This window comes from Streptomyces sp. NPDC127190, from assembly GCF_042672505.1.
Classification (GTDB): domain Bacteria; phylum Actinomycetota; class Actinomycetes; order Streptomycetales; family Streptomycetaceae; genus Streptomyces.
On record NZ_JBHXVE010000001.1, the window covers coordinates 318005 to 341282 of the forward strand.

At 72.5% G+C, this 23278-nt stretch carries 18 protein-coding genes and 1 pseudogene; 12 read left to right on the plus strand and 7 right to left on the minus strand.

Annotated elements, in window-relative coordinates; all coding sequences use genetic code 11:
* Positions 1–33: 33 nt before the first annotated feature.
* From ACFVIU_RS01405 to ACFVIU_RS01420, 4 genes are all read right to left on the minus strand, one after another.
* Positions 34–537 carry an ATP-binding protein gene (locus ACFVIU_RS01405; RefSeq protein WP_385839849.1) on the minus strand — a complete coding sequence of 168 codons (504 nt, stop codon included), beginning with the start codon at positions 535–537 and terminating at the stop codon, positions 34–36.
* A gap of 299 nt (positions 538–836) precedes the next feature.
* Complete coding sequence (locus ACFVIU_RS01410) at positions 837–1604, minus strand: enoyl-CoA hydratase/isomerase family protein (protein ID WP_385839850.1); 768 nt, start codon at positions 1602–1604, stop codon at positions 837–839.
* Between the two features lie 81 nt (positions 1605–1685).
* The gene (locus ACFVIU_RS01415) at positions 1686–2921 is read right to left on the minus strand and encodes an Ig-like domain-containing protein (protein ID WP_385839851.1); all 1236 of its coding nucleotides are present in this window, start codon (positions 2919–2921) and stop codon (positions 1686–1688) included.
* Positions 2922–3086: 165 nt separating this feature from the next.
* A complete protein-coding gene (locus ACFVIU_RS01420) occupies positions 3087–4310 on the minus strand; it encodes an Ig-like domain-containing protein (RefSeq protein WP_385839852.1) in 1224 nt (407 codons plus the stop codon).
* 208 nt (positions 4311–4518) lie between these two features.
* Here ACFVIU_RS01420 and glgX point away from each other — a divergent pair, with 208 nt between their 5' ends.
* The 5 genes and pseudogenes from glgX to ACFVIU_RS01445 all read left to right on the plus strand — a co-directional run bounded on the left by glgX (position 4519) and on the right by ACFVIU_RS01445 (position 10193).
* The gene (gene glgX, locus ACFVIU_RS01425; RefSeq protein ID WP_385839853.1) at positions 4519–6771 is read left to right on the plus strand and encodes a glycogen debranching protein GlgX; all 2253 of its coding nucleotides are present in this window, start codon (positions 4519–4521) and stop codon (positions 6769–6771) included.
* Positions 6772–6883: 112 nt separating this feature from the next.
* Positions 6884–7390 (plus strand): SigE family RNA polymerase sigma factor, encoded by a 507-nt coding sequence (locus tag ACFVIU_RS01430; RefSeq protein ID WP_385839854.1) that lies wholly within the window; start codon positions 6884–6886, stop codon positions 7388–7390.
* A gap of 10 nt (positions 7391–7400) precedes the next feature.
* On the plus strand, positions 7401–8027 hold the full coding sequence (locus ACFVIU_RS01435; protein ID WP_385839855.1) for a hypothetical protein: 627 nt from the start codon (positions 7401–7403) through the stop codon (positions 8025–8027).
* Positions 8028–8139: 112 nt separating this feature from the next.
* A pseudogene (locus ACFVIU_RS01440) lies at positions 8140–8919 on the plus strand (dolichyl-phosphate beta-glucosyltransferase); the annotation flags it as partial.
* Positions 8920–8948: 29 nt separating this feature from the next.
* Positions 8949–10193, plus strand: coding sequence for a hypothetical protein (locus ACFVIU_RS01445; RefSeq protein ID WP_385839856.1), 1245 nt, complete (start codon positions 8949–8951; stop codon positions 10191–10193).
* Between the two features lie 5 nt (positions 10194–10198).
* Here the strand turns inward: ACFVIU_RS01445 and ACFVIU_RS01450 are convergent, their stop codons facing one another.
* Both ACFVIU_RS01450 and ACFVIU_RS01455 read right to left on the minus strand, forming a co-directional pair.
* The gene (locus ACFVIU_RS01450; RefSeq protein WP_385839857.1) at positions 10199–12112 is read right to left on the minus strand and encodes an ABC transporter ATP-binding protein; all 1914 of its coding nucleotides are present in this window, start codon (positions 12110–12112) and stop codon (positions 10199–10201) included.
* Positions 12109–13956: an ABC transporter ATP-binding protein gene (locus ACFVIU_RS01455; RefSeq protein ID WP_385839858.1), complete on the minus strand. Its 1848-nt coding sequence runs from the start codon at positions 13954–13956 to the stop codon at positions 12109–12111. Before ACFVIU_RS01455 ends, ACFVIU_RS01450 begins: the two co-directional genes overlap by 4 nt.
* A gap of 183 nt (positions 13957–14139) precedes the next feature.
* Here ACFVIU_RS01455 and ACFVIU_RS01460 point away from each other — a divergent pair, with 183 nt between their 5' ends.
* Genes ACFVIU_RS01460 through ACFVIU_RS01475 form a run of 4 tightly spaced genes read left to right on the plus strand, consistent with a single transcriptional unit; the run spans position 14140 to position 17760 of the window.
* Positions 14140–15060, plus strand: a complete 921-nt coding sequence (locus ACFVIU_RS01460; RefSeq protein WP_385839859.1) for an ABC transporter ATP-binding protein — start codon at positions 14140–14142, stop codon at positions 15058–15060.
* Positions 15057–15791 carry an ABC transporter permease gene (locus ACFVIU_RS01465; RefSeq protein WP_385839860.1) on the plus strand — a complete coding sequence of 245 codons (735 nt, stop codon included), beginning with the start codon at positions 15057–15059 and terminating at the stop codon, positions 15789–15791. The genes ACFVIU_RS01460 and ACFVIU_RS01465 overlap by 4 nt, the downstream gene beginning before the upstream one ends.
* Before the next feature lie 48 nt (positions 15792–15839).
* On the plus strand, positions 15840–17126 hold the full coding sequence (locus ACFVIU_RS01470; protein WP_385839861.1) for a sensor histidine kinase: 1287 nt from the start codon (positions 15840–15842) through the stop codon (positions 17124–17126).
* The gene (locus ACFVIU_RS01475; RefSeq protein ID WP_385839862.1) at positions 17116–17760 is read left to right on the plus strand and encodes a response regulator; all 645 of its coding nucleotides are present in this window, start codon (positions 17116–17118) and stop codon (positions 17758–17760) included. Before ACFVIU_RS01470 ends, ACFVIU_RS01475 begins: the two co-directional genes overlap by 11 nt.
* Before the next feature lie 81 nt (positions 17761–17841).
* Here the strand turns inward: ACFVIU_RS01475 and ACFVIU_RS01480 are convergent, their stop codons facing one another.
* Complete coding sequence (locus ACFVIU_RS01480; RefSeq protein ID WP_385839863.1) at positions 17842–18327, minus strand: hypothetical protein; 486 nt, start codon at positions 18325–18327, stop codon at positions 17842–17844.
* Positions 18328–18654: 327 nt separating this feature from the next.
* Between ACFVIU_RS01480 and ACFVIU_RS01485 the strand changes: the two genes are divergently transcribed.
* The 3 genes from ACFVIU_RS01485 to ACFVIU_RS01495 all read left to right on the plus strand — a co-directional run bounded on the left by ACFVIU_RS01485 (position 18655) and on the right by ACFVIU_RS01495 (position 23213).
* Complete coding sequence (locus ACFVIU_RS01485) at positions 18655–20718, plus strand: M4 family metallopeptidase (protein WP_385839864.1); 2064 nt, start codon at positions 18655–18657, stop codon at positions 20716–20718.
* 252 nt (positions 20719–20970) lie between these two features.
* Positions 20971–22617 carry a M4 family metallopeptidase gene (locus tag ACFVIU_RS01490; protein ID WP_385839865.1) on the plus strand — a complete coding sequence of 549 codons (1647 nt, stop codon included), beginning with the start codon at positions 20971–20973 and terminating at the stop codon, positions 22615–22617.
* A gap of 71 nt (positions 22618–22688) precedes the next feature.
* Positions 22689–23213, plus strand: coding sequence for a DUF1990 domain-containing protein (locus ACFVIU_RS01495; protein WP_385839866.1), 525 nt, complete (start codon positions 22689–22691; stop codon positions 23211–23213).
* The last annotated feature ends 65 nt before the right edge of the window (positions 23214–23278 follow it).

Consider the following 23278-nt stretch of genomic DNA (forward strand, 5'->3'; position numbering starts at 1 on the left):
GCAGCGGAGGCGACACAGGAGGCGGCGCCCCGGTCAGCGGTCGGCGACCCGCATCTCGAACCAGGTGGTCTTGCCGCGCGGCAGCAGATCCACGCCCCAGCGGTCGGAGAGTTTGTCCACCAGGAAGAGTCCGCGGCCGCTGACGTCCAGCTCCTGAACCGGCATCAGACAGGGCAGGCCGCGCGAGGGGTCGCGGACCTCGACGCGGATCCAGCCGGGGCGGCGGCGCATCCGCAGTCCGAAGACGCGGGCACCGGTGTGCCGTACGGCGTTGCCGACGAGCTCCGACACGAGTAAGACCGTGTCCTCGGTCAGCTTGGGGGTCAGCCGCCAGGTGCGCAGGACGACGACCTGGGCGAGCCGGCGGGCGGTGGCCGCGGACTCCGGGCGGGACGGCAGCGGTACCTCCGCCTCCGTCGGGTTGCCGAACAGTTCGAGCGCCTTGAGCGCCCGTTCGTCCTCGACCGCGGGCGACCAGCGTGCCGCGGCCGCACGGCTGTGTCCCCGCGGCTGTTCGATGCCCTCCAGCCCCGCCATGCCCCCATGATGGCCGTCCGCAGCCGCCTTGGGGGCCGTTCCGGAGGAATACGCCCCCCGCACGCCCCCGTCCCGCGCCCGCGGTTCGTCATATGCCGAAGGCATTACGATGCCCGAAACAGCCTGGTTGACCTGCGAAGACGGCTCATGTCCGGGCAATCGTCAGGCTCCCTCGACGGCACAGGCTTAAGGTCGCCTTAAGGTTCCCATAAACCGCCCCATCGAGGGACCCGGATGAGACGACGCGTCAATTGCAAGTGTCCCGGGGGGAGTTGTCGTGGAGTTCACACGGCCGAGGCTCAGGTGAACTTGGCCTTGCCCGGCCCCTCCTCGACGAAGCTGCGCATGCCCAGCTCGCGGTCCTCGGTGGCGAAGAGCCCGGCGAACCAGTTGCGCTCCACGGTGAGCCCGGTCTCCAGGTCGGTCTCGATCCCGCTGTCGATCGACTCCTTGGCGGCGCGCAGCGCGAGCGCCGGGCCCGTGGCCAGCCGGGCGGCCCAGGCGTGCGCCTGCTCGTAGACCTCGGCGGCTGGTACGACCCGGTCGACCAGGCCGATCGCGAGGGCCTCGTCGGCCTTGACCTGACGGCCGGTGAAGATGAGGTCCTTGGCCTTGGAGGGACCGATCAGCCGGGGCAGCCGCTGGGTGCCGCCGGCGCCCGGGATCAGGCCGAGCAGGATCTCGGGCTGGCCGAGCTTGGCGTTGTCGGCGGCGATCCGGTAGTCGGCGCACAGGGCCAGCTCGCAGCCGCCGCCGAGGGCGTAGCCGGTGACGGCGGCGACGACCGGCTTGGGGATGCGGGCCACGGCGGTGAAGGAGTCCTGGAGGCCGCGGGCGCGCAGGACCATCGCGGTGTGGTCCATGTTCTGCATTTCCTTGATGTCCGCGCCGGCCGCGAACACCCGCTCGCCGCCGTAGATCACCACGGCGCGCACGTCGTCGCGGCGGGTGATCTCTTCGGCCAGCTCCTTCAGCCGGTCCTGGGTGGCGATGTCCAGCGCGTTCATCGGGGGCCGGTCGAGCCGCAGGGTGCCGACGCCTTCGTCGACTTCGAGAGAGACGGTCATGGGATGCAGGTTAACGGCCACTAACGCGGAAGGGCCCGGTGCCGTAGGTCACAGCACCGGGCCCTTCCGTTCGTCAGGGGGTCACTTCTTCCAGTCCGCCCACGACATGTTCCAGCCGTTGAGCCCGTTGGCCGGGTCCACCGTGCGGTCGTCGGAGTGCCGGACGACGACCACGTCGCCGATGATCGAGTGGTTGAAGAACCAGGCCGCCGGGACGGAGCTGTCGTAGCCGCCGCGCACATCGCGCAGGCCGACGCAGCCGTGGCTGGCGTTGTAGTTGCCGAAGGCGTCGCCGCCCCAGTAGTTGCCGTGGATGAAGGTGCCGGAGGTGGTCAGGCGCATGGCGTGCGGGACGTCCTTGATGTCGTACTCGCCGCCGTAGCCGACGGTCTCGCCGTTCATCCGGGTCACCGTCAGCTTCTCGCTGATGACCATCTGGCCGTTCCAGGTGTCGTAGCCGGGCTTGCCGGTGGTGGCCGGGAGGGTCTTGATGACCTTGCCGTCCTGGGTGATCTTCATCGTGTGCTTCTTGGCGTCCACGATGGAGACCTGGTTGCGCCCGATGGTGAACTTCACCGTCCGGTGCTGCTTGCCGTAGACGCCGTCGCGGCCCTCGACGCCGTCGAGGTTCAGGTCGACGGTGACCTTGGTGCCGGCCTTCCAGTACTTCTCCGGGCGGAAGTCCAGGCGGTCGTTGCCGAACCAGTGGCCCTCGACGTCGACGGGCGGCTCGGTCTTGATCCTGATGGCCTGCTTCACCGCGTCCGGGTGGGTGATGCCACGCGTGAAGTTGACGGAGAACGGCATCCCGACGCCGACGGTGGAGCCGTCCTCGGGGGTGAAGGAGCCGAGGAAGGTGTTCCTCGGGGTCAGCGTGGTGAAGGTGGAGTCCTCGGCGGCCGCGCGGCCCGCGGAGTCCTTGGCGACCGCGTGCACCGTGTACTTGGTGGCGGCGGCCAGGTGGGTCGACGGCGTCCAGGACGCGCCGTCGCCGGCGAGGGTGCCGGCGACCGTGGCGCCCTTCTCGTCCTTGACGGTGACCTCGGTCAGCCTGCCCTTGGCCACGGCGACCTTCAGGGCGCCACTGGTGTCGACGCCCGTGGCGCCGGACTTGGGTGTGATGGTGACGGCTGCGGTGGACTGCTGCTCGCCCTGCTGGGTGGCGCCGCCCTCGGCCTTGCCGTCCTTGCCGGAGCCCGAGTCACCGCCGCCGCCGCACGCGGCGAGCGACAGCACCAGCGCGCCGGCTATGAGCCCCCATCCCTTACGGCCTCGCCGCCCCGTCGTCGACGCCCCCGCCATCGGCCGCACGTTCAAGTTGTTCTCCCCTCGCCGGGCCCCGGTCCCCCCGGGCCCGCTCCCCGCCACATCTTGGTGTGCGCATGTTAACCGTCGGGATTTGAGCGGGATGTCAGACAAACGTCACCGTTCTGTCGCAAGTTCAACCTGCCACCGTGACCTCCGACGCGCCCTCCCACCTGGTTACTTCACCGCGCTGCCGGCTTTCCACTCCTTCCAGGGCATGTTCCACCCGCCGAGGCCGTTGTCCGGGGCGACCGTCCTGTCCTCGCTGTGCACGACCTCGACGACGTCGCCGACGAGGCTGCGGTCGAAGAACCAGCCCGCCGGGGTGTCCGAGCTGCCGCCCTTGACGTCCCTGAGGCCCACGCAGCCGTGGCTGACGTTGACCCGGCCCGGGGCGTCCGGGGACCAGTAGTTGCCGTGCAGGAAGGTGCCGGAGTCGGTGAGCTTCATGGCGTGCGGGACGTCCGGGATGTCGTACTCGCCGCCGAAGCCGACCGTGTGGCTGTTCATGCGGGTGACCTCCAGCATGTCCATCACCACCATCTTCCCGTTGTACGTCGGGTTCTCGGGGGCGCCCGCGGTGATCGGGACGGTGGCGAGCAGCCGGCCGTCGCGCCGCACCTGCATGGTGTGCCGCTCCGCGTCGACCAGGGAGACCTGGCTGCGGCCGACGGTGAAGGAGAACGTCTTGGACTGGAGGCCGTACAGGCCCTTGGCGCCCTCGACGTCCCTGAGGCCGAGGCCGACGGTGACCTCGGTGCCGGGCTTCCAGTAGCGCTCGGGGCGGAAGTCCAGGCGGCCGTTGCCGAACCAGTGCGGGCGGATCTCCACGGGGGGCCGCGCGGTGACGTGTACGGCGCGTTCGACGGCGGCGCGGTCGGTGATCTCCCGGCTGAAGGAGAGGGAGACGATCATCCCGGTGCCGACGGTGGCGCGGTTCTCGGGGGTGACGTAGGCGATGAACCGCTGGTCGGGGACGTAGGTGGTGAAGGTGGTGTGGCGGGCCGAGCGGCGGCCCTCGGAGTCCAGCGCGACCGCGTCGACCGTGTACCGGGCGGCGAGCGCGAGCCGGTCCCGGTCCGGCCGCCAGGTCAGCCCGTCGCCGCTGATGTGCCCGGGGACCGGCGCGTCCTGCGCGTCCTGGGACTTCGTCACGGTCACCTTCTCCAGCCGCCCTTCGGGCACCCGCACCCGCAGCCGCTGCCCGGGGCGCACGGCGCTGCTGCCGTCGCCGGGGCTGACGCGGATGACGTCCTCGGGCGCCGGGGGGCTACCGGGCCCGCCGCCCAGTCCGAGCGGCCCGGAGCCGTCCGCGGAGCAGCCGGCCAGCAGCCCCGTCCACATCAGTACGGCGGCCAGTGCGGCCCCCGCGCGCCGTGCGCGTCCTTGTGCGTGCCTCACGCGGGGCTCAACGACGGGCCCGCTCCGGGGAAACGTGAGTGCGACCCACGCACTGGGCAGAAAAGAGGGAAGGACGACAACATCGGGGAGCCGCCGCGCCCGTGCAGAGCCGTCGGGGCGCAGCCGTAGCGGTGGCCGGGCACACCCGGCACTGCCGTGCGGCCGGGCGCGCCGCCCCTTGGCGCGCCACTGAAAGAGGGGCCGACAGGTGACGAGCGCAGCCGAGCAGCGGGCACCGGCCGGAGAACCGGCGGCCGGGGACGGGATTCCGGCGGCCGCCGGGGCGAACGGCGTCGTCCGGCACTCCGTACCACCCGCCCCCACCGTGTGGCCGGGCACGCCGACCCCGCTCGGGGCGCGGTTCCGGGTCGGGCCGGACGGGGTCGCGGGCACCAACTTCGCGCTGTGGGCGGCGGGTGCCGAGGCGGTCCGGGTGTGCCTGTTCGACGAACGGGGACGGGAGACCCGGGTCCGGCTGACCGAGCTGACGCACGAGATCTGGCACGGGTTCGTACCGGGCGTGATGCCCGGGCAGCGGTACGGCTACCGGGTGGACGGCCGCTGGGACCCGTGGACCGGCGCCCGCTGGAACCCGGCCAAGCTGCTTCTGGACCCGTACGCCCGGGCCGTGGACGGCGAGTTCACCCTCCCGCCGGAGGTCTACGGGCATGTCCGGGACTGGCCCGAGCAGCAGGTGGCGGACACCGTCCGGGACGACCGCGACTCGGCGCCGTACGTCCCGAAGGGCGTCGTCGTCCACGATGACGACGACTGGTCCGACGACCGCCGCCCCAAGACGCCCTGGGCGGACTCGGTGATCTACGAGCTGCATGTGCGCGGCTTCACCAAGCTGCACCCGGGCATCCCGGAGCACCTGCGCGGCACCTACGCGGGGCTCGCGCACCCGGCCGCGATCGAGCACCTGGTGCGGCTGGGCGTCACGGCCGTGGAGCTGCTGCCGGTGCACCAGTTCGCGCACGAGGACCACCTGCTCAGCCGCGGCCTGCGCAACTACTGGGGCTACAACTCCATCGGCTACTTCGCCCCGCACGCCGGCTACGCGGCCTCCGGTACGACCGGACAGCAGGTCGGCGAGTTCAAGCGGATGGTCCGCGCGCTGCACGCGGCCGGCATCGAGGTCATCCTTGACGTGGTCTACAACCACACCGCGGAGGCGGGCGAGCTGGGTCCGACCCTGTCCCTCAAGGGCATCGACAACCGCGGCTACTACCGCCTCCAGGACGACGCCCGCCGCTACGCCGACTACACCGGCTGCGGCAACACCCTGCACGTGGTCCAGCCCCAGGTGCTGCGCCTGATCACCGACTCGTTGCGCTACTGGGTGACCGAGATGGGCGTGGACGGCTTCCGCTTCGACCTCGCGGCGGCGCTGGCCCGCTCGATGCACGACGTCGACATGCTCTCCCCCTTCCTCGCGGTCATCGCCCAGGACCCCGTGCTGCGCCGGGTGAAGCTCATCGCCGAACCGTGGGACATCGGCTCCGGCGGCTACCAGGTGGGCGCGTTCCCGCCGCTGTGGACGGAGTGGAACGACCGCTACCGCAACGCCGTACGGGACTTCTGGCGGCACGCCCTGCCGGATGTGCGCGAGATGGGCTACCGGCTGTCCGGCTCCAGCGACCTGTACGCGTGGGGCGGCCGCCGCCCGTACGCCTCGGTCAACTTCGTCACCGCGCACGACGGGTTCACGCTGCGCGACCTGGTGTCGTACGAGCGCAAGCACAACGAGGCCAACGGCGAGGACAACCGCGACGGCACCGGCGACAACCGCTCCTGGAACTGCGGGGCCGAGGGCGAGACGGACGACGAGCGGGTGCGGGCGCTGCGCCGCCGCCAGCTGCGCAACCTGCTCACCACGCTGCTGCTGTCCACCGGGGTGCCCATGCTGGTCGCCGGCGACGAACTGGGCCGCACCCAGCGCGGCAACAACAACGCCTACTGCCAGGACAACGAGATCGGCTGGCTGGACTGGTCCCTGCTGGACGACCCGGACTGGCGGCCGCTGTTCGACCTCACCTCGCGGCTCATCGGTCTGCGCCACCGGCACCCGGTGCTGCGCCGCCGCGCCTTCTTCTCCGGCCGCGCGCACTCCGCGGACGGGCTGCGCGACCTGGCCTGGTTCACCGCGCGGGGCGCGGAGATGACCGAGGGCGACTGGTACGCGCCGGCGGCCACGCTCGGCATGTACCTCTCCGGGCGGGACATCCCGGGCCGGGACGAGCGGGGCGCGCCGGTGGTGGACGACAGCTTCCTCGCGGTGCTGCACGCGGGCGACCGCCCGACCCCCTTCGTGCTGCCCGGCCCGCCGTGGGCCGAGGGCTACGAGGTGCTCGTGGACACCTCCCGGGAGGAGCAGAGCGAGGCACCGGGCACGGTCCACCGGGCCGGGACCGAGCTCACGGTGGAGGCGCGGACGGCACTGCTGCTGCGGGTCGTCTGATGCTGTGCGCGGGCTGTGCGTGACACGGATCACGTCCGCCGGATGCAGCGCATGAGGGGGTCCAGGGCCTTTCCCCTTGTGGAGACAGCCGGCGAGAGCGGGGATCGTGGGGATGGAGCAGGCACGGGCCGGTGAGTACGACGCGTTCGTGGCGGCCCGCTGGTCGGTCCTGTTCCACCTGGCCCGTCTGCTCACCGGAGGGGACCGGCACCGGGCCGAGGACCTGTTGCAGGAGTCCTTGGTCAAGCTGTGGTTCGTGTGGCCGAAGGTCGCCGAGGAGGCGCCGGAGGCGTATGTGCGCACGGTGCTGGCGCGGGCCGCGGCCCGCTCCGCCCGGCGGCGCTGGTGGGGCGAACGGCCCGTCGCGGAGCTGCCCGAGGAGGCCGTGACCGGTGATCTGTCGGCGGCCGTGGCCGAGCGGTCCCGGCTGGAGGCGGCGCTCGCCCAGCTGACGCCGCGGCAGCGGGCCGCCGTGGTGCTGCGCTACTACCAGGACCTGCCCGACCGTCAGGTGGCCGAGGCCCTGGGCTGCCCGGTGGGCACGGCCCGGTCCCATGCCGCGCGCGGAGTGGCCAGGCTGCGCCTGCTGCTGGCCGACGTCATCGAGCCGGTGGGGTGAGGGAGGACCCATGGACGAGCTGGACCACCTGAAGCGGGTGCGGGACGGGGCCGACGCCGACCACCGGGACCGCGCCGCCGGCCCGGATCACTTCGAGCGGCAGCTGACCCGGCTGATGCGCACCGCGCAGGAGCAGACGCCCTTCGAGCCCCGGCACCGGGAGCGGCTGCGCGCGGGTGTGCGCAGCCGTCGCCGGGTGCGGGCGGCGCGCCGGGCCGCCGGTTCCGTGGTCGTCGTCGCCGGGCTGGGCCTCGGCCTGTTGCTGTGGCCGCACGGCCACACCGACGACCGGCCCAGCGCCCCGCAGCCCCGGCCCGCGAGCAGCGCGACGCCCGGGCCGAGCCCGACCACGCCCGCGACGCCGTCGGCCACCCCCACCGCGCCGCCGTCGGTCCCCCCGACGACGGCCGGGGCACCCCCCGAGAACACCGCCTCGGCGTCCTACCCGCCCACGACGACGGGGAGTTCGGCGACCACGAGCCCGCGGCCTCCGTCCGCCACCGCCTCCGCCACCGCGTCCGCCACCGCGCGGGAGCCGTCCACGGCCCCGCCGGTCACCGCGACGACGACCATCCCGGCCGGTCCCCCGGCCACCTCCTCGGCCACCTCCTCGGCACGGTCCGGACCACCCGGCTGACCCGACCGGCCCGCACCACCCATCGACCCGCACCACCGACCGCATGTCACCGGCATGCCGCCACATGCCCGCGGCATGCCCGACCACCAGCAACAAACGGGGAAGACACGTGATGAAACTCCGCACCGGCCGGTCCTCGGCCCTGGCACCGGCACCCCGGCGCACACCGCTGCCCACCCACCACGAGGAGCCCGTCCTGGACGTGGCCGTACCGGTGTTCAACGAGGAGAAGGACCTGGAGCCGAACGTCCGGCGGCTGCACGCGCATCTGCGGGACACCTTCCCCTACCCGTTCCGCATCACCGTCGCCGACAACGCGAGCACCGACGGCACCCCGGCCATCGCCGCCCGGCTCGCGGACGAGCTGCCCGAGGTGGTCTCGCTCCGGCTGCCGGAGAAGGGGCGCGGCCGGGCGCTGCGGGCGGCCTGGACGGGGTCCCGGGCACCCGTGCTGGCCTACCTGGACGTCGACCTGTCGACGGGACTCGCGGCCCTGCTGCCGCTGGTGGCCCCGCTGATATCCGGCCACTCCGACCTGGCCATCGGCACCCGGCTGGCGCCCGGTGCGCGGGTGGTGCGCGGCCCCAAGCGGGAGGTCATCTCGCGCTGCTACAACGTCCTGCTGCGCTGCACGCTCGCCGTCGGCTTCTCGGACGCGCAGTGCGGTTTCAAGGCGGTGCGGCGGGAGGCCGCCGAGCGGCTGCTGCCACTGGTGCGGGACGGGGAGTGGTTCTTCGACACCGAGCTGCTGGTGCACGCCGAACGGGCCGGCCTGCGCATCCACGAGGTGCCGGTGGACTGGGTGGACGACCCGGACAGCAGCGTCGACATCGTCGCCACCGCGCTGGCCGATCTGCGCGGGATCGTACGGATGCGGCGCGAGCTGGCCCGCCGTCGCCCGCGCACCGGACGGCCGGCGGCATGACCGCGACCCTGCCCCCCGTCGAGGCCCCGCCCGTGGACACCGCACCCGGCTCCGGCCGCCTCCGCCGTGCCGCCCGCCGGCACGGCCCGGTGCTGGCGCTGTACGGCAGCCTGAAACTGGCCGGTTTCTGCTCCTTCATGTATCTGCTGTCCTCCGCCGGGGACTACCGCACCAAGGACCCGCGGTTCGGCGGCGGCGCCCATGTGTGGGACGTGCTGGCGACCTGGGACGGCTGGTGGTACCAGCAGATCGCGCTGCACGGCTACGACCCGAAGCTGGTCCCGGTCCCGGGCGCCACCGGCCTGATCACGCTGGAGGGCAACTCGGCGGCGTTCTTCCCGCTCTACCCGGCGCTGATGCGGCTGACCTCCGCGGTCACCGGCCTCGGCTCGTACGGCGCGGGGCTGCTGGTCTCCGTCCTCGCGTCCTTCGCCGCCGCGCTCGGTGTGTACGCCGTCGCCGAACGCTTCGGCGGCCGGCGGGCGGGGTTCGCCGCGGCCGGGCTGTGGGCGGTGTGGCCGGGCTCCGGGGTGGAGTGGGCGGTCTACTCCGACTCCCTCTACGTGGCCCTGGCCGTCTGGACCGCCTACGCGGTCATGACGCGCCGCTGGCTCACCGCCGGGGCGCTCGCCTTCGCGGCCGGCCTCAACCGGCCGACCGCCGCCGCGCTGGTCGCCGCGCTCGGCGTCGCCGCGCTGCTCGCCCTGCGCCGGCGCGAGGACGGGGTGGCGCGCCCGCTGCTGGCGGCGGCCCTGGCCCCGCTGGGACTGCTCGGCTATCTGCTCTGGGTCGGCGACCGGATGGGCGACCTGACCGGGTACTTCAAGCTCCAGTCCGGCGCATGGGCGCACGAGTTCGACTACGGCAAGCAGACCCTGGACGTGCTGACGTCCGTGCCCGTGGGCCACTTCGGCGGCTATCTGTTCTCCTACCCCTTCTCCGACGTCATCGGCGTCGCCGTGGTCCTGCTCGCCTTCGCCCTGCTCCCCCTGCTGCTGCGCCTGCGCCCCCCGGCCATGCTGGTCGTCTACACCGTGCTGACCCTCGCCCTGGTCCTCGGCAGCCAGCAGATCTTCGCCAACGTCTCCCGCTATCTGCTGCCCTGCTTCCCCCTGTTCCTGCCCCTCGCGGCCGCGATGCGCCGGCTGTCGCTGCCCCTGCTGTGCACCCTGCTCGGCATCGCCGCCCTGGCCTCCGGCTCGTACGCGGGGTACGCCCTGTTCGAGCTGGGGGTGCCGTAGGCGGGCTACGCCAGACTGTCCCGCCAGGCCTTGTGCAGGTTGGCGAACCTGCCGGTGCCGGCGATCAGTTCGGTCGGGTGGCCGTCCTCGACGATGCGGCCGTGCTCCATCACCAGCACCCGGTCCGCGATCTCCACCGTGGACAGCCGGTGGGCGATGACCACGGCCGTACGGCCCCGCAGGACCGTCGACATCGCCCGCTGGACGGCCCGTTCCCCGGGGATGTCCAGGGAGCTGGTCGCCTCGTCGAGGATCAGCACGGCCGGGTCGGCGAGCAACGCCCGGGCGAACGCGACCAGCTGGCGCTGGCCGGCCGAGATACGGCCGCCGCGCTTGCGGACGTCCGTGTCGTAGCCGTCGGGCAGCGCGCTGATGAACTCGTGCGCGCCGATCGCCTTCGCGGCGCGCTCGATCTCCTCCCGGGTGGCGTCCGGGCGGCCGATGGCGATGTTGTCCGCGACCGTCCCGGAGAACAGGAACGCCTCCTGGGTCACCATCACCACCCCGCGCCGCAGCTCCGGCGCGGCCAGCTCGCGCAGGTCCACCCCGTCCAGCAGGACCCGGCCGGCGGAGGGGTCGTAGAAGCGGGCGAGGAGCTTGGCGAGGGTGGACTTGCCGGCGCCGGTGGAGCCGACGACCGCGACGGTCTGTCCGGCCGGCAGGGTCAGGTCGAAGCGGGGCAGCACCTCGCCGCCGGTGCGGTAACCGAAGGAGACCCCGTCGAAGACGACCTCACGGCCCGGGAAGTCGCCCTTGGCGGGCGGGAGTTCACGCGGGTCCGAGGGCTCCGGCACGGACGGCGTCTGGGCCAGCAGTCCGGCGATCTTCTCCAGGGAGGCCGCCGCCGACTGGTAGGAGTTGAGGAACATGCCGAGCCGGTCGATGGGGTCGTACAGCCGCCGCAGATACAGCACGGCGGCGGCCAGCACGCCCAGTTCCAGCGAGTCGGACGCCACCCGGTAGGCACCCCACAGCACGATCCCCGCGACCGCCGTGTTGGCCACCAGGCGGGAGCCGACCACATAGCGGGCCATCTCCAGCAGCGCGTCCCCGTTCGTCCGCTCGTGCCGGGTGTTGAGCGCGGTGAACTCGGCGTCGTTGGCGGCCTCCCGGCGGAAGGCGCGCACCGGCCGGATGCCGTTCATCGTCTCCACGAACTTCACGATCACCGCGGCGATCGCCGTCGACCGCTCCCGGTACACCCGCCCGGCCCGCCGCTGGTAGAGCCGGACGAGCAGGTACAGCGGGACGAAGGAGACGACCGCCACCGCGCCCAGCCCGAGGTCCAGCCAGAGCAGCAGCGCGGAGATGTACACGAAGGAGAGGACGACGGTCACCAGCTCCTGCAAGCCCTCGTTGAGGAGTTCGCGCAGCGACTCGACATCGGTGGTGGAGCGGGAGATCAGCCGTCCGGAGGTGTACCGCTCGTGGAAGTCGATGCTCAGCGCCTGCGCGTGCCGGAAGATCCGGCCGCGCAGGTCGAGCAGCACGTCCTGGCTGACCCGGGCCGACGCCTCGATGAACCAGAACTGGAGCCCGCCGGAGAGCAGGGCGCACAGCAGATAGCCGACGGCGACCGCGACCAGCGGCCCGTGCCGGTGGTCCCGGAACGCCGGTACGGCGGTGTCGAGGGCGTACGCCACCAGCAGCGGGCCCGCCTGCACGGCCGCCTGCTGGAGCAGCAGGAGCAGCGTGGTGAACAGGACCCGGCCGCGCATCGGCGCCAGCAGCGAGCGCAGCAGGGCGGCGGTGGCGCCGGGCGGGGTGGGCAGGACGTCCCGGTCGAAGGGGTCCTCGCCGGCGGGCCGGGCCGCCCGGTCGGCGCGGGCGGCGTGGGCGGCGTTGTCCTGGTCGTCGCCCCGGTCGCCGTCGTGGTCGTCACGGCCGGCGGGGGCGGCGGAGGCGGTCGTGCTGGTCACCGGCGGTCTCCCTGTTCTTCCCGTTCGCCCTGTTCGCGCTGTTCTTCCCGTTCGCCCTGTGCTCCGGCCGGCTCCCCGGACATCAGATGCGCGTACTCGGCGTTGGTGCGCAGCAGTTCCTGGTGGGTGCCCACGGCCGCGATCCGGCCGCCGGAGAGCAGGGCGACCCGGTCGGCCAGCAGCACCGTGGACGGGCGGTGGGCCACGATCAGCGCGGTGGTGTCGGCGAGGACCTGCCGCAGCGCGGCCTCCACGGCGGCCTCCGTGTGCACGTCCAGCGCGGACAGCGGGTCGTCCAGCACCAGGAACTCCGGCCGGCCGACCACCGCGCGGGCCAGCGCGAGACGCTGCCGCTGGCCGCCGGACAGGCTGAGGCCCTGCTCGCCGACCCGGGTGCCGGTGCCCTGCGGGAGGGCGTGCGCGAAGTCGGCCTGGGCGATGGCAAGGGCGCGGTCCAGCTCCTCCTCGCCCGCGCCGTCCTCCGCGCCCATCAGGACGTTCTCCCCGACGCTCGCGGAGAAGAGGGTGGGTTCCTCGAAAGCGACGGAGACCTTGGCGCGGAGTTCCGCGCGGGGCATCGCGGTGATGTCGACGCCGTTCAGGGTGATCCGGCCGGAGGTGACCTCGTGCAGCCGCGGCACCAGCGCGGTGAGGGTGGTCTTGCCGCTGCCGGTGGCGCCGACCAGGGCCATGGACTCGCCGGGCCGGACATGCAGGTCGACGTGGTCGAGGAGGGGTGCGGAGCCGGCGGGTGCGTCCGGGTAGCGGAATTGGACGCCCTGGAAGCTGAGTCCCGGCCGGGCGCCGTCCTGCTCGCCGCGGTGGGCGCCGCCGTCCCGGGCCGTGGTCTCCTCCGGTGCCTCGTCCAGCACCTCGAAGTACCGCTCGGTGGCCGTCGCCGCCTCCTGGCTCATGGCCAGCAGGAAGCCGATGGAGTCCACCGGCCAGCGCAGCGCGAGCGCCGTGCTCAGAAAGGCGACCAGGGTCCCCGCCGACAGCTCGCCGTCGGCCACCCGAACGGCCCCCAGCACCAGCGCCGCCCCGATCGCCAGCTCGGGCAGGGTCACGATGACGCCCCAGATGGCCGCCAGCAGCCGCGCCTTGCGCAGCTCGGTGCCGCGCAGCGTGCCCGACAGCGCGCGGAACGCCCGGGCCTGACTGCGGTGCCGGCCGAACCCCTTGACGATGCGGATGCCGAGCACGCTCTCCTCGACCAGGGTGGTCAGATCGCCGACCTGGTCCTGGGCGCGGCGGGCCACCTCGGCGTACCGCCGCTCGAAGAGCGCGCAGGTCCAGATCACGGGCAGGGCCGGCGCGAGGACGACCAGCCCCAGCACCCAGTCCTGCACCAGCATGATGACCACGCCCACGACAATGGTCACCCCGTTGACCAGCAGGAACGTCAGCGGGAACGCGAGGAACTGACGCAGCAGCATCAGGTCGGTGGTGGCCCGCGACAGCAGCTGGCCGGAGGCCCAGCGGTCGTGGAAGGCCACCGGGAGCCGCTGGAGGTGCCGGTAGAGCCGCCCGCGCATCTCGGCCTCGACGGAGGACAGCGGACGCGCCACCAGCCAGCGCCGTATCCCGAACAGGACCGCCTCGGCCAGGCCGAGCAGCAGCAGGTACAGCGCGCCGAGCCAGACCCCGGCCGGGTCCCGGTGGGCGACCGGGCCGTCCACCATCCACTTCAGCACGAGCGGGATCACCAGCCCCGTACAGGAGGCCGTGACCGCGACCAGCGCGGCGCCGAACAGCCGGAAGCCGATGGGGCGGACGAACGGCCACAGCCGCAGCAGGCTGCGGACGGTGGAGCGGTCCTCGGTGGTTGCACGTGTCGTGGGCATCACCGCGAGCGTACGGACCGGCACTGACATCGCCCACCGAGTTTTGGCCGGGCCACCCTCCGCCCTTGGCCCTAGGACCCCCGCGCACCGATGGGTCGTAGCGGCGCATCAACCGATCGGCTGATGCCGTTTCGAGCGGGCCGGCCGATGTGCCGGACCCCGCCCGGGCGGGAGTCTCGATGCATGCCATCCGTCATCGAAGTCACCGGTCTGCGCAAGTCCTACGGCGGCCGCGCCGTGGTCGACGGCGTCTCCTTCGCCGTCGAGGAGGGCGAGATCTTCGGGATCCTCGGCCCGAACGGCGCCGGCAAGACCACCACCGTGGAGTGCGTCGAGGGGCTGCGGGTCCCCGACGCCGGCCGGGTCCGGGTCGCCGGGCTCGACCCGGTCGCCGACCACGACCGGGTCGCCCTGGTCCTCGGCGCCCAGCTCCAGCAGAGCGAGCTCCAGCCCAAGCTCACCGTCCGGGAGGCGCTGGAGCTGTACGCCTCGTTCTCGCCGCGCCCCGCCGACTGGCGGCCGCTCGCCGAACGCCTCGGTCTCGTCCCCAAGCTCGGCACCCGGTTCGCCAAGCTGTCCGGCGGGCAGCAGCAGCGGCTGTTCATCGCGCTGGCCCTGATCGGCAACCCCCGGGTCGTGGTGCTGGACGAGCTGACCACCGGGCTCGACCCGCGCGCCCGCCGAGACACCTGGCAGCTGATCGAGGACGTCCGCGCGAGCGGCGTCACCGTGCTGCTCGTCACCCATTTCATGGAGGAGGCGCAGCGGCTCTGCGACCGGATCGCGGTGATCGACAAGGGGCGGGTCGCGGCGCTGGACACCCCGGACGGGCTGATCCGCCGTTCGGCCGGCGCGACCGTCATCAGCTTCACCCCGTCCGTCCCGCTGGACGACCACGCCCTCGCCGGTCTCCCCGCGCTCGCCTCGATCGAGCGCAAGGACGGCCGGATCACCCTCTCCGGCACCGACGAGACCGTCGACGCGGTCATCACCCTGCTCGCCCGGCACCACATCACCGCCCGTCAGCTGCGCGTGGTCGACGCCACCCTCGACGACGCGTTCCTGGACCTGACCAACCGCACGGCCGAGGAGGCCACGGCATGAACACCGCCGTTCTGCGCACCGAGTTCCGGCTGTTCCGCCGGGAGCCCGGCGCCGTCTTCTGGATCTTCCTGTTCCCGACGCTGCTCCTGGTGATCCTCGGCTCGATCCCCTCCTTCCGCAGGCCCGACGCGTCCCTGGGCGGGCTGCGGCCGGTCGACGCCTACGTCCCCATCGCCGTACTGATCGCGCTGATCATGTCCGGGGTGCAGTCGCTGCCGCAGGCCCTGACGGGCTACCGGGAGCGGGGCATCCTGCGCCGGATGCGGCTCACGCCGGTACGGCCGTCGGCGCTGCTGTCGGCGCAGATGGCCGTGCAGGGCACGGTCGCGCTGGCCTCGGCGCTGCTCGCGCTCACCGTCGGCCGGCTGGCCTTCGCCGTACGGCTGCCCGAGCAGCCGGGGGGCTATCTGCTGGCCCTGGTCCTCGCGGCGCTCGCCGCGCTCGCCCTCGGCTCGGTCGTCTCGGCGCTGTCCCGTACCACGAAGATCGCGAGCGCGATCGGCTCGGCGGTGTTCTTCCCGATGATGTTCTGCGCGGGGCTGTGGCTGCCGGTGCAGGAGATGCCGCACACCCTGGCCCGCGTGGTGCAGCTGACCCCGTTCGGTGCGGCGGCCCGGGCGCTGGGCGAGGCGGCCGCCGGCACCTGGCCGGGCTGGTCCCACCTGGGGGTGCTCGCGGGCTGGACCGTGCTGCTGACCGCCGCGGCGGCCCGCTGGTTCCGCTGGGAGTGAGCGGGCCGTGCCGGACACTGGGGGGATGACGAGCGGCGGGGGACGACCATGAGCGGCGGCGGTACGACGAAGAGCGGCCGCGGGACGAGGAGCGGCGCGTCCGGGCAGCCCCGGGCGACCTTCGACAGCTGGGGTCCCTGGATGCTGCTGGCCGCCGGTGTCCTGGCGGCGGCCCTGTCCTCCCGGCTGACCGGGATGCACCGGTCCGCGACGGTCGTCGCCGCCGCCCTCGTGCCCGCGGCCGTCGCCCTCCAGCTGTACTGGGGCAGGGTGCGGCGCACCCGGCCGGGCCCGAGCCGGACCGGGGTCTGCCTCTATCTGCTGCGCTGGGCCATCGCCTTCGTGCTGACCTGGGCCAACCCGTTCTTCGCCTTCTACGCCGTCACCGGCTACTACACGGCGGCCCGGGAGCTGCCGCGCCGCTGGGTGATGCCCGGTCTCTTCCTGACCGCCGTCACCATGGCGGGCAGCGAGATCGGCGGCTGGCCGCCGCACGGGCCGGTCCTGTGGGTCGGCTACTTCCTCGTCCTGGCCGTCAACATGGGCCTGGTGAGCGTCTTCACCCGGTACGCCGAGCAGGAGCAGACCCACGCCCTCGTGCAGGCCGAGACCATCGCCGAACTGGAACGCACCAACACCGCGTTGCAGCAGGCGCTGGACGAGAACGCCGCCCTGCACGCCCAACTGCTGCTCCAGGCGCGGGAGGCGGGCGTCGCGGACGAGCGACGCCGGCTGGCCGCCGAGATCCACGACACCCTCGCCCAGGGCCTGACCGGCATCATCGCCCAGCTCCAGGTCGTGGCGAACGCCCCCGATCTGGCCACCGCCCGCACCCATCTGGACCGCGCCAGCGCCCTCGCCCGGCACAGCCTCGGCGAGGCCCGCCGCTCGGTGCACAATCTCGCGCCGGTCGCGCTGGCCGCCGACGGGCTGCCGGAGGCGCTGAAGAAGACGGTCGGAGAGTGGGCCGAACGCACCGGTGTGCGGGCGGACTTCACCGTCACCGGCACCGCCGAGCAGCTGCACGACGAGGTCGCGGCGACCCTGCTGCGCATCGCCCAGGAGGCGCTGTCCAACGCGGCCCGGCACGCGCGCGCGTCCCGCGTCGGCGTCACCCTGTCCTTCATGGGCGACGAGGTGAGCCTCGACATCCGCGACGACGGCACCGGTTTCGATCCGGCCGCCGTACCGGCCCGCACCAGGGCCGGGGGGTTCGGGCTGGCCGGCATGCGAGCCCGCGCGGAACGCATCGCGGGCGCCCTCACCGTGGAGTCCGAACCGGGGCACGGCACGGCGGTGTCGGTTCGCGTACCGTTGGTGGGCGATGACCGTTGAGCCCTCCATCTCCCTGCTGATCGTCGACGACCACCCGGTGGTCCGGGACGGTCTGCGCGGCATGTTCGCGTCCACGCCCGGCTTCACCGTCCTCGGCGAGGCCGCGAACGGGGTGGAGGCGGTCGACCGGGCCGCGGCCCTGGACCCGGACGTCATCCTGATGGACCTGCGCATGCCCGGCGGCTCCGGGGTGGACGCCATCCGCGAGCTGACCCGCCGCGGCGCCCGCGCCAAGGTGCTGGTCCTCACCACCTACGACACCGACTCCGACACCCTTCCGGCGATCGAGGCGGGTGCGACCGGCTACCTCCTCAAGGACGCCCCGCGTGAGGAACTCTGCACCGCGGTGCGGGCCGCCGCCGAGGGCCGTACGGTCCTCTCCCCCGCGGTCGCCTCCCGGCTGGTGCACGCGGTCCGCGCGCCCCGCTCCCCCGGCAACGAGCCGCTGTCGGCCCGCGAGCGCGAGGTCCTCGCCCTGGTCGCCAGGGGCACCTCCAACCGCGAGATCGCCCGCGAGCTGTTCATCAGCGAGGCCACGGTGAAAACCCATCTCACCCACCTCTACGCCAAACTGGGCGTCAGCGACCGCGCGGCCGCGGTGGCGGTGGCGTACGACCGGGGCATCCTGGGCTGACCGCCCGCTGGGCCGGTGCGGGGGCGTGTGCGGCGCGCGGGCCCACCGGGGTGACCGGCGCCGCCCGATTCGTCCTCCGGGTCAGCCCCGGCGCAGCCGTGCCGCCGGACCCGGGCGCCAGAGCCAGGCGCGGTCGCGGGTACGGCCCACGATGTCGGGGCTGTGGAAGGCGGCCACCCCGGCCATCACCGGCCACAGCAGGAACGCCACCGCGATCTCCGCGTAGCCGCCGTCGCTCGCCGCGCCCAGCAGCAGGAGTACGGCGGGGAAGAGCAGCCCGACGAGCAGCGCGCCCGCGAGGACCAGGCCCGCGGTGCCGCGCAGCAGCCGGGCGACGAGGGTCAGGACGCCGGCGAGGACCAGTCCGGTCACCGCGCCGACGAGCAGGGTGCCGCCGACGAGCAGACCGGCGGCGCGCAGGTCGGCGGCGGCGAGCGCGGTGTCCCCGCCGCGGAGGAACTCGACCGCGGCGACCACCAGACACAGGGCCGCCCACGGCAGCGCCGGAACGCCCGCCACGAGCAGGCCCACGCGCACCGCGCGCCCCAGTGTTCCCCGACCGTTCATCACGACCCCCCGTGTCCGACGCCCCGCGCGCCGGGGCCCACCCTAGGGGACGCCCGGAAATGGCCACCGGGCAAGCGGTCCGCATAGCGGACATGAACATCCGGTCAACGAACCATTTCCGGCCAAGTTCGTGACGCGGTCCTGACAGCCACCGTGATCCCCTGCCACTCTTCCCGAGCCGCCTCACAGCAACCCCACAGCTTCACCCGCTCTGCACGGCGGCTGTGCACCTGGTTCCGCGCAACGCCCCGCTCTGCCCGGACGCATCGACCCACCGTCCGGTCTCCCCTGGCCGCGCGACCCGCGGTCACGCAGAAGGAGTCAGTGTTGAGAAGCAACGCCTCTCGCGGACGCACCTCCCACACCCCGCACCGCACCACCTCCCACCTCTCCCACCGCCGTACCGCGACCGTCGCACTCGCCGGTGTCGCCGCGCTGATCGCCGCCGCCGTCCAGTCCGGCGCCGCCAGCGCCGCCCCGGCGAACCCGCGGGCCGGCCAGGTGGATCCGGCCCACGCGGCGGTACGGCTCAGCCCCTCGCAGCGCGCCGAGCTGATCCGGCACGCGGACGCCGCGAAGGCCGCGACGGCCCGCGCGATCGGCCTCGGCGCCCAGGAGAAGCTGGTCGTCAAGGACGTGGTGAAGGACGCCGACGGCACCCTGCACACCCGCTACGAGCGGACGTACGCGGGCCTGCCGGTGCTCGGCGGCGATCTGATCGTGGACACGAACAGGGCCGGCAAGACCATGGAGGTCGTCAAGGCCTCACCCGCCGACCTGAAGGGCACCGGCCTCACCCCGACGGTCTCCCGGACGGCCGCCGCGCAGCAGGCCGTACGGCGGGCCAGGGCGCTCGGCGGCGACAAGCCCGCCACGGACAGCGTCCGCAAGGTCCTGTGGGCGGCGAGCGGCAAGCCCGTACTCGCGTACGAGACGGTCGTCGGCGGCTTCCAGGACGACGGCACCCCGAGCCGGCTGCACGTGATCACCGACGCCACCAGCGGCCGGAGGCTCTTCGAGTACCAGGCCGTGCGGACCGGCATCGGCAACACCCAGTACAGCGGGCAGGTCACCCTGACGACGACCCAGTCGGGTTCGTCGTACTCGCTCACCGACGGGGCGCGGGGCGGCCACAAGACGTACAACCTGAACCACGGCAGCAGCGGCACCGGCACGCTGTTCTCCCAGTCGAACGACACCTGGGGCAACGGCACCACCTCCAACGCCGCCACCGCGGGCGCGGACGCACACTACGGCGCCGCGGTCACCTGGGACTTCTACAAGAACACCTTCGGCCGCAGCGGCATCAAGAACAACGGCGTCGGCGCCTACTCCCGCGTCCACTACGGCAACGCGTACGTCAACGCCTTCTGGGACGACAGCTGCTTCTGCATGACCTACGGCGACGGCTCGGGCAACACCCACCCGCTGACCGCCCTCGACGTGGCCGGCCACGAGATGAGCCACGGCGTCACCTCCAACACCGCCGGCCTGAACTACAGCGGGGAGTCCGGCGGCCTGAACGAGGCCACCAGCGACATCATGGGCACCGGCGTGGAGTTCTACGCCAAGAACTCCTCCGACCCCGGTGACTACCTCATCGGCGAGAAGATCGACATCAACGGCGACGGCAGCCCACTGCGCTACATGGACAAGCCCAGCAAGGACGGCTCGTCCAAGGACAGCTGGTACTCGGGCATCGGCGGGATCGACGTGCACTACTCCTCCGGCCCGGCGAACCACTTCTTCTACCTGCTCAGCGAGGGCAGCGGCGCCAAGGTCATCGGCGGCGTGAGCTACAACTCGCCCACCGCCGACGGGCTTCCGGTGACCGGAATAGGCCGGGACAAGGCGCTTCAGATCTGGTATCGGGCGCTCACCACCAAGTTCACCTCCACGACCACCTACGCGGGCGCCCGCACCGGCACCCTCGCGGCGGCCGGGGAGCTGTACGGCACCTCCAGCGCCGAGTACAAGGCGGTGCAGGACGCCTGGGCGGGTGTCGGGGTCGGCTCGCGCTCCGGTGGCGGCACCGGGGGCGGGACGTCGTACGAGAACACCTCGCCGGTGGCGGTGCCCGACAACGGGCCCGCGGTCACGTCGTCCATCACCGTCTCCGGCAGGAGCGGAAACGCGCCGGGCAACCTCCAGGTCAGCGTCGACATCACGCACACCTACCGGGGTGACCTGGTGATCGACCTGATCGGCCCCTCGGGCACCGCGTACCGGCTGAAGGACTTCAGCTCCTCGGACTCGGCGGCCGACGTGAACGAGACCTACACGGTCAACGCCGCGGCCGAATCGGCCAACGGAACCTGGAAACTGCGGGTGCAGGATCAGGCCACCTACGACAGCGGCACCCTCAACGGCTGGAAGCTGACGTTCCCCTAAAGCACACCCCGGAGAGCCTGTAACTGGGCGCCGCCCGAGGCACGGAGCAGCTCGGGCGGTACCCGGTTCACACGGCCGCAACATTCATCTGAACGTCGATTTCCAGCCAACATCACTTCAGGGTCCTGACATGTACGCGCCCTTGATGTCACTCTCTCTCCACCCGCCGCAGCAGCACCGCAACTTCACAACCCCACACTGCCGGTCCAGTGACCCCACGCTGACCGGACTCCCCACGAGAAGGAGCTTTGAGTGAGCCCCCTCTACGCGCGTCACAAGCGCACCACTCTGGCCATCGCCACCGCTGTCGCCGCCGGAGCCCTGCTCTCCACCGGTGTGACCACCACCGCCTCCGCCCAGCCCACGGCCAAGCCGCTGGCCGGCGCCCCGGCCGCGGTCTCCGTCGCCGCCCACGCCTCCCTGATCCAGCAGGCCCAGGCCGGCGCCGCCGAGACGGCGCGGAAGATAGGCCTCGGCGCCAAGGAGAAGCTGATCGTCAAGGACGTCGTCAAGGACGTCGACGGCACGGTCCACACGCGCTACGAGCGCACCTACGCGGGCCTGCCGGTGCTCGGCGGCGACCTGGTGGTGCACACCGCCAAGTCCGGCAAGACCAAGGGCATCACCAAGGCGAACAAGTCGGCCATCAAGGTGGCCTCGCTCACGCCGCAGATCAGCGCCGCGAAGGCCGAGAAGCAGGCGGTGTCCGCCGCCAGAACCCTCGGCTCCGCCAAGTCCACCGCGGACGGCGCCCGCAAGGTGATCTGGGCCGGCTCCGGCAAGCCCGTCCTCGCCTACGAGACGATCGTCGGCGGCCTCCAGGACGACGGCACCCCGAACCAGCTGCACGTCATCACCGACGCGGCCACCGGCAAGAAGCTCTTCGAGTACCAGGGCATCGAGAACGCCACCGGCACCGGCAAGACCCTGTACTCCGGCACCGTCAGCCTCACCACCACGCAGGCGAGCGGGACGTACAACCTGACCGACGCCACGCGCGGCGGCCACAAGACGTACAACCTGGCCCGCAAGACGTCCGGCAAGGGCACGCTGGTCAGCAGCTCGACCAACTCCTTCGGCACCGGCACCGCCTCCACCTCCTCCTCCGACCAGACCGCGGCCGCCGACGCCGCCTACGGCGCGCAGGAGACCTGGGACTTCTACAAGTCCACGTTCGGCCGCAGCGGCATCAAGAACGACGGTGTCGGCGCCTACTCCCGCGTCCACTACGGCAGCAGCTACGTCAACGCCTTCTGGGACGACAGCTGCTTCTGCATGACCTACGGCGACGGCTCGGGCAACGCCGACCCGCTGACCTCGCTGGACGTGGCCGGCCACGAGATGAGCCACGGCGTCACCTCCAACACCGCGGGCCTCGACTACTCGGGCGAGTCCGGCGGCCTGAACGAGGCGACCTCCGACATCTTCGGCACCGGCGTGGAGTTCTTCGCCAACAACGCCAAGGACCCCGGTGACTACCTCATCGGCGAGAAGATCAACATCAACGGCGACGGCACCCCGCTGCGCTACATGGACAAGCCCAGCAAGGACGGCGGCTCGGCGGACTACTGGTCCTCCTCCGTCGGCAACCTGGACGTCCACTACTCGTCCGGTGTCGCGAACCACTTCTTCTACCTGCTGTCGGAGGGCAGCGGCGCGAAGACGGTCAACGGAGTGTCGTACAACTCCCCGACCTACAACGGCTCCACGGTCACCGGCATCGGCCGCGCCAAGGCGCTTCAGATCTGGTACAAGGCGCTGACCGAGTACATGACCTCCACGACCGACTACTCGGACGCCCGCGCGGCGACCCTGAGCGCGGCGGCGGACCTGTACGGCTCCGGCAGCACCGAGTACAACGCGGTGGCGGCGGCCTGGACCGGCGTCAACGTGAAGTAGTGAACGGCTAGTTGCTCCAGGGCGGTACCCGGAAGAAGAGCCTTCCGGGTACCGCCCTACCCTTGTGACCCATGTCCTCGGCGCCTTTCACCTACGAGCCGGTCGGTGCGACCCGCGACGACCTGACCCACTGCCCGCCCGGCTTCCACCCGATGCTCGTCCGCACCCGCCTCGGCGAGGGCACCGAGCTCTTCCGCCGGGCCGCCGAGGCGGTCCTCACCTGGGAGATGCACCGCGCCATGGGCGTCGGCATCGACGCCACCGCCGACCGCGCGGCCCCCGGCGTCGACGTCACCGTCACCCTGGCCGGCCTCATAAAAGCCCCCTGCCGCATCATATGGACCGCCGAGGAACCCCGCCGCGCGGGCTGGGCCTACGGCACCCTCCAAGGCCACCCCGAGTGCGGCGAAGAGGCCTTCCTGGTCGAACGCACCGGTGACGGCACGGTCTGGCTGACGATCGCGGCCTTCAGCAAGGGCGCCAAGTGGTACGCCCGTGCGGGCGGCCCGGCGACCCGCACCCTCCAGCACGCGTATGCGCGGCGGTGCGGGGTGGTCCTCAAGCGCCTGTGCGCGGGGTCGGAGTCGGAGGCCTGAGCGCACCTGTCCCTGGTGTGACGGTTGCTGACGCTCGGAACGGGAGAGAGAGTTGACGGTCGGCC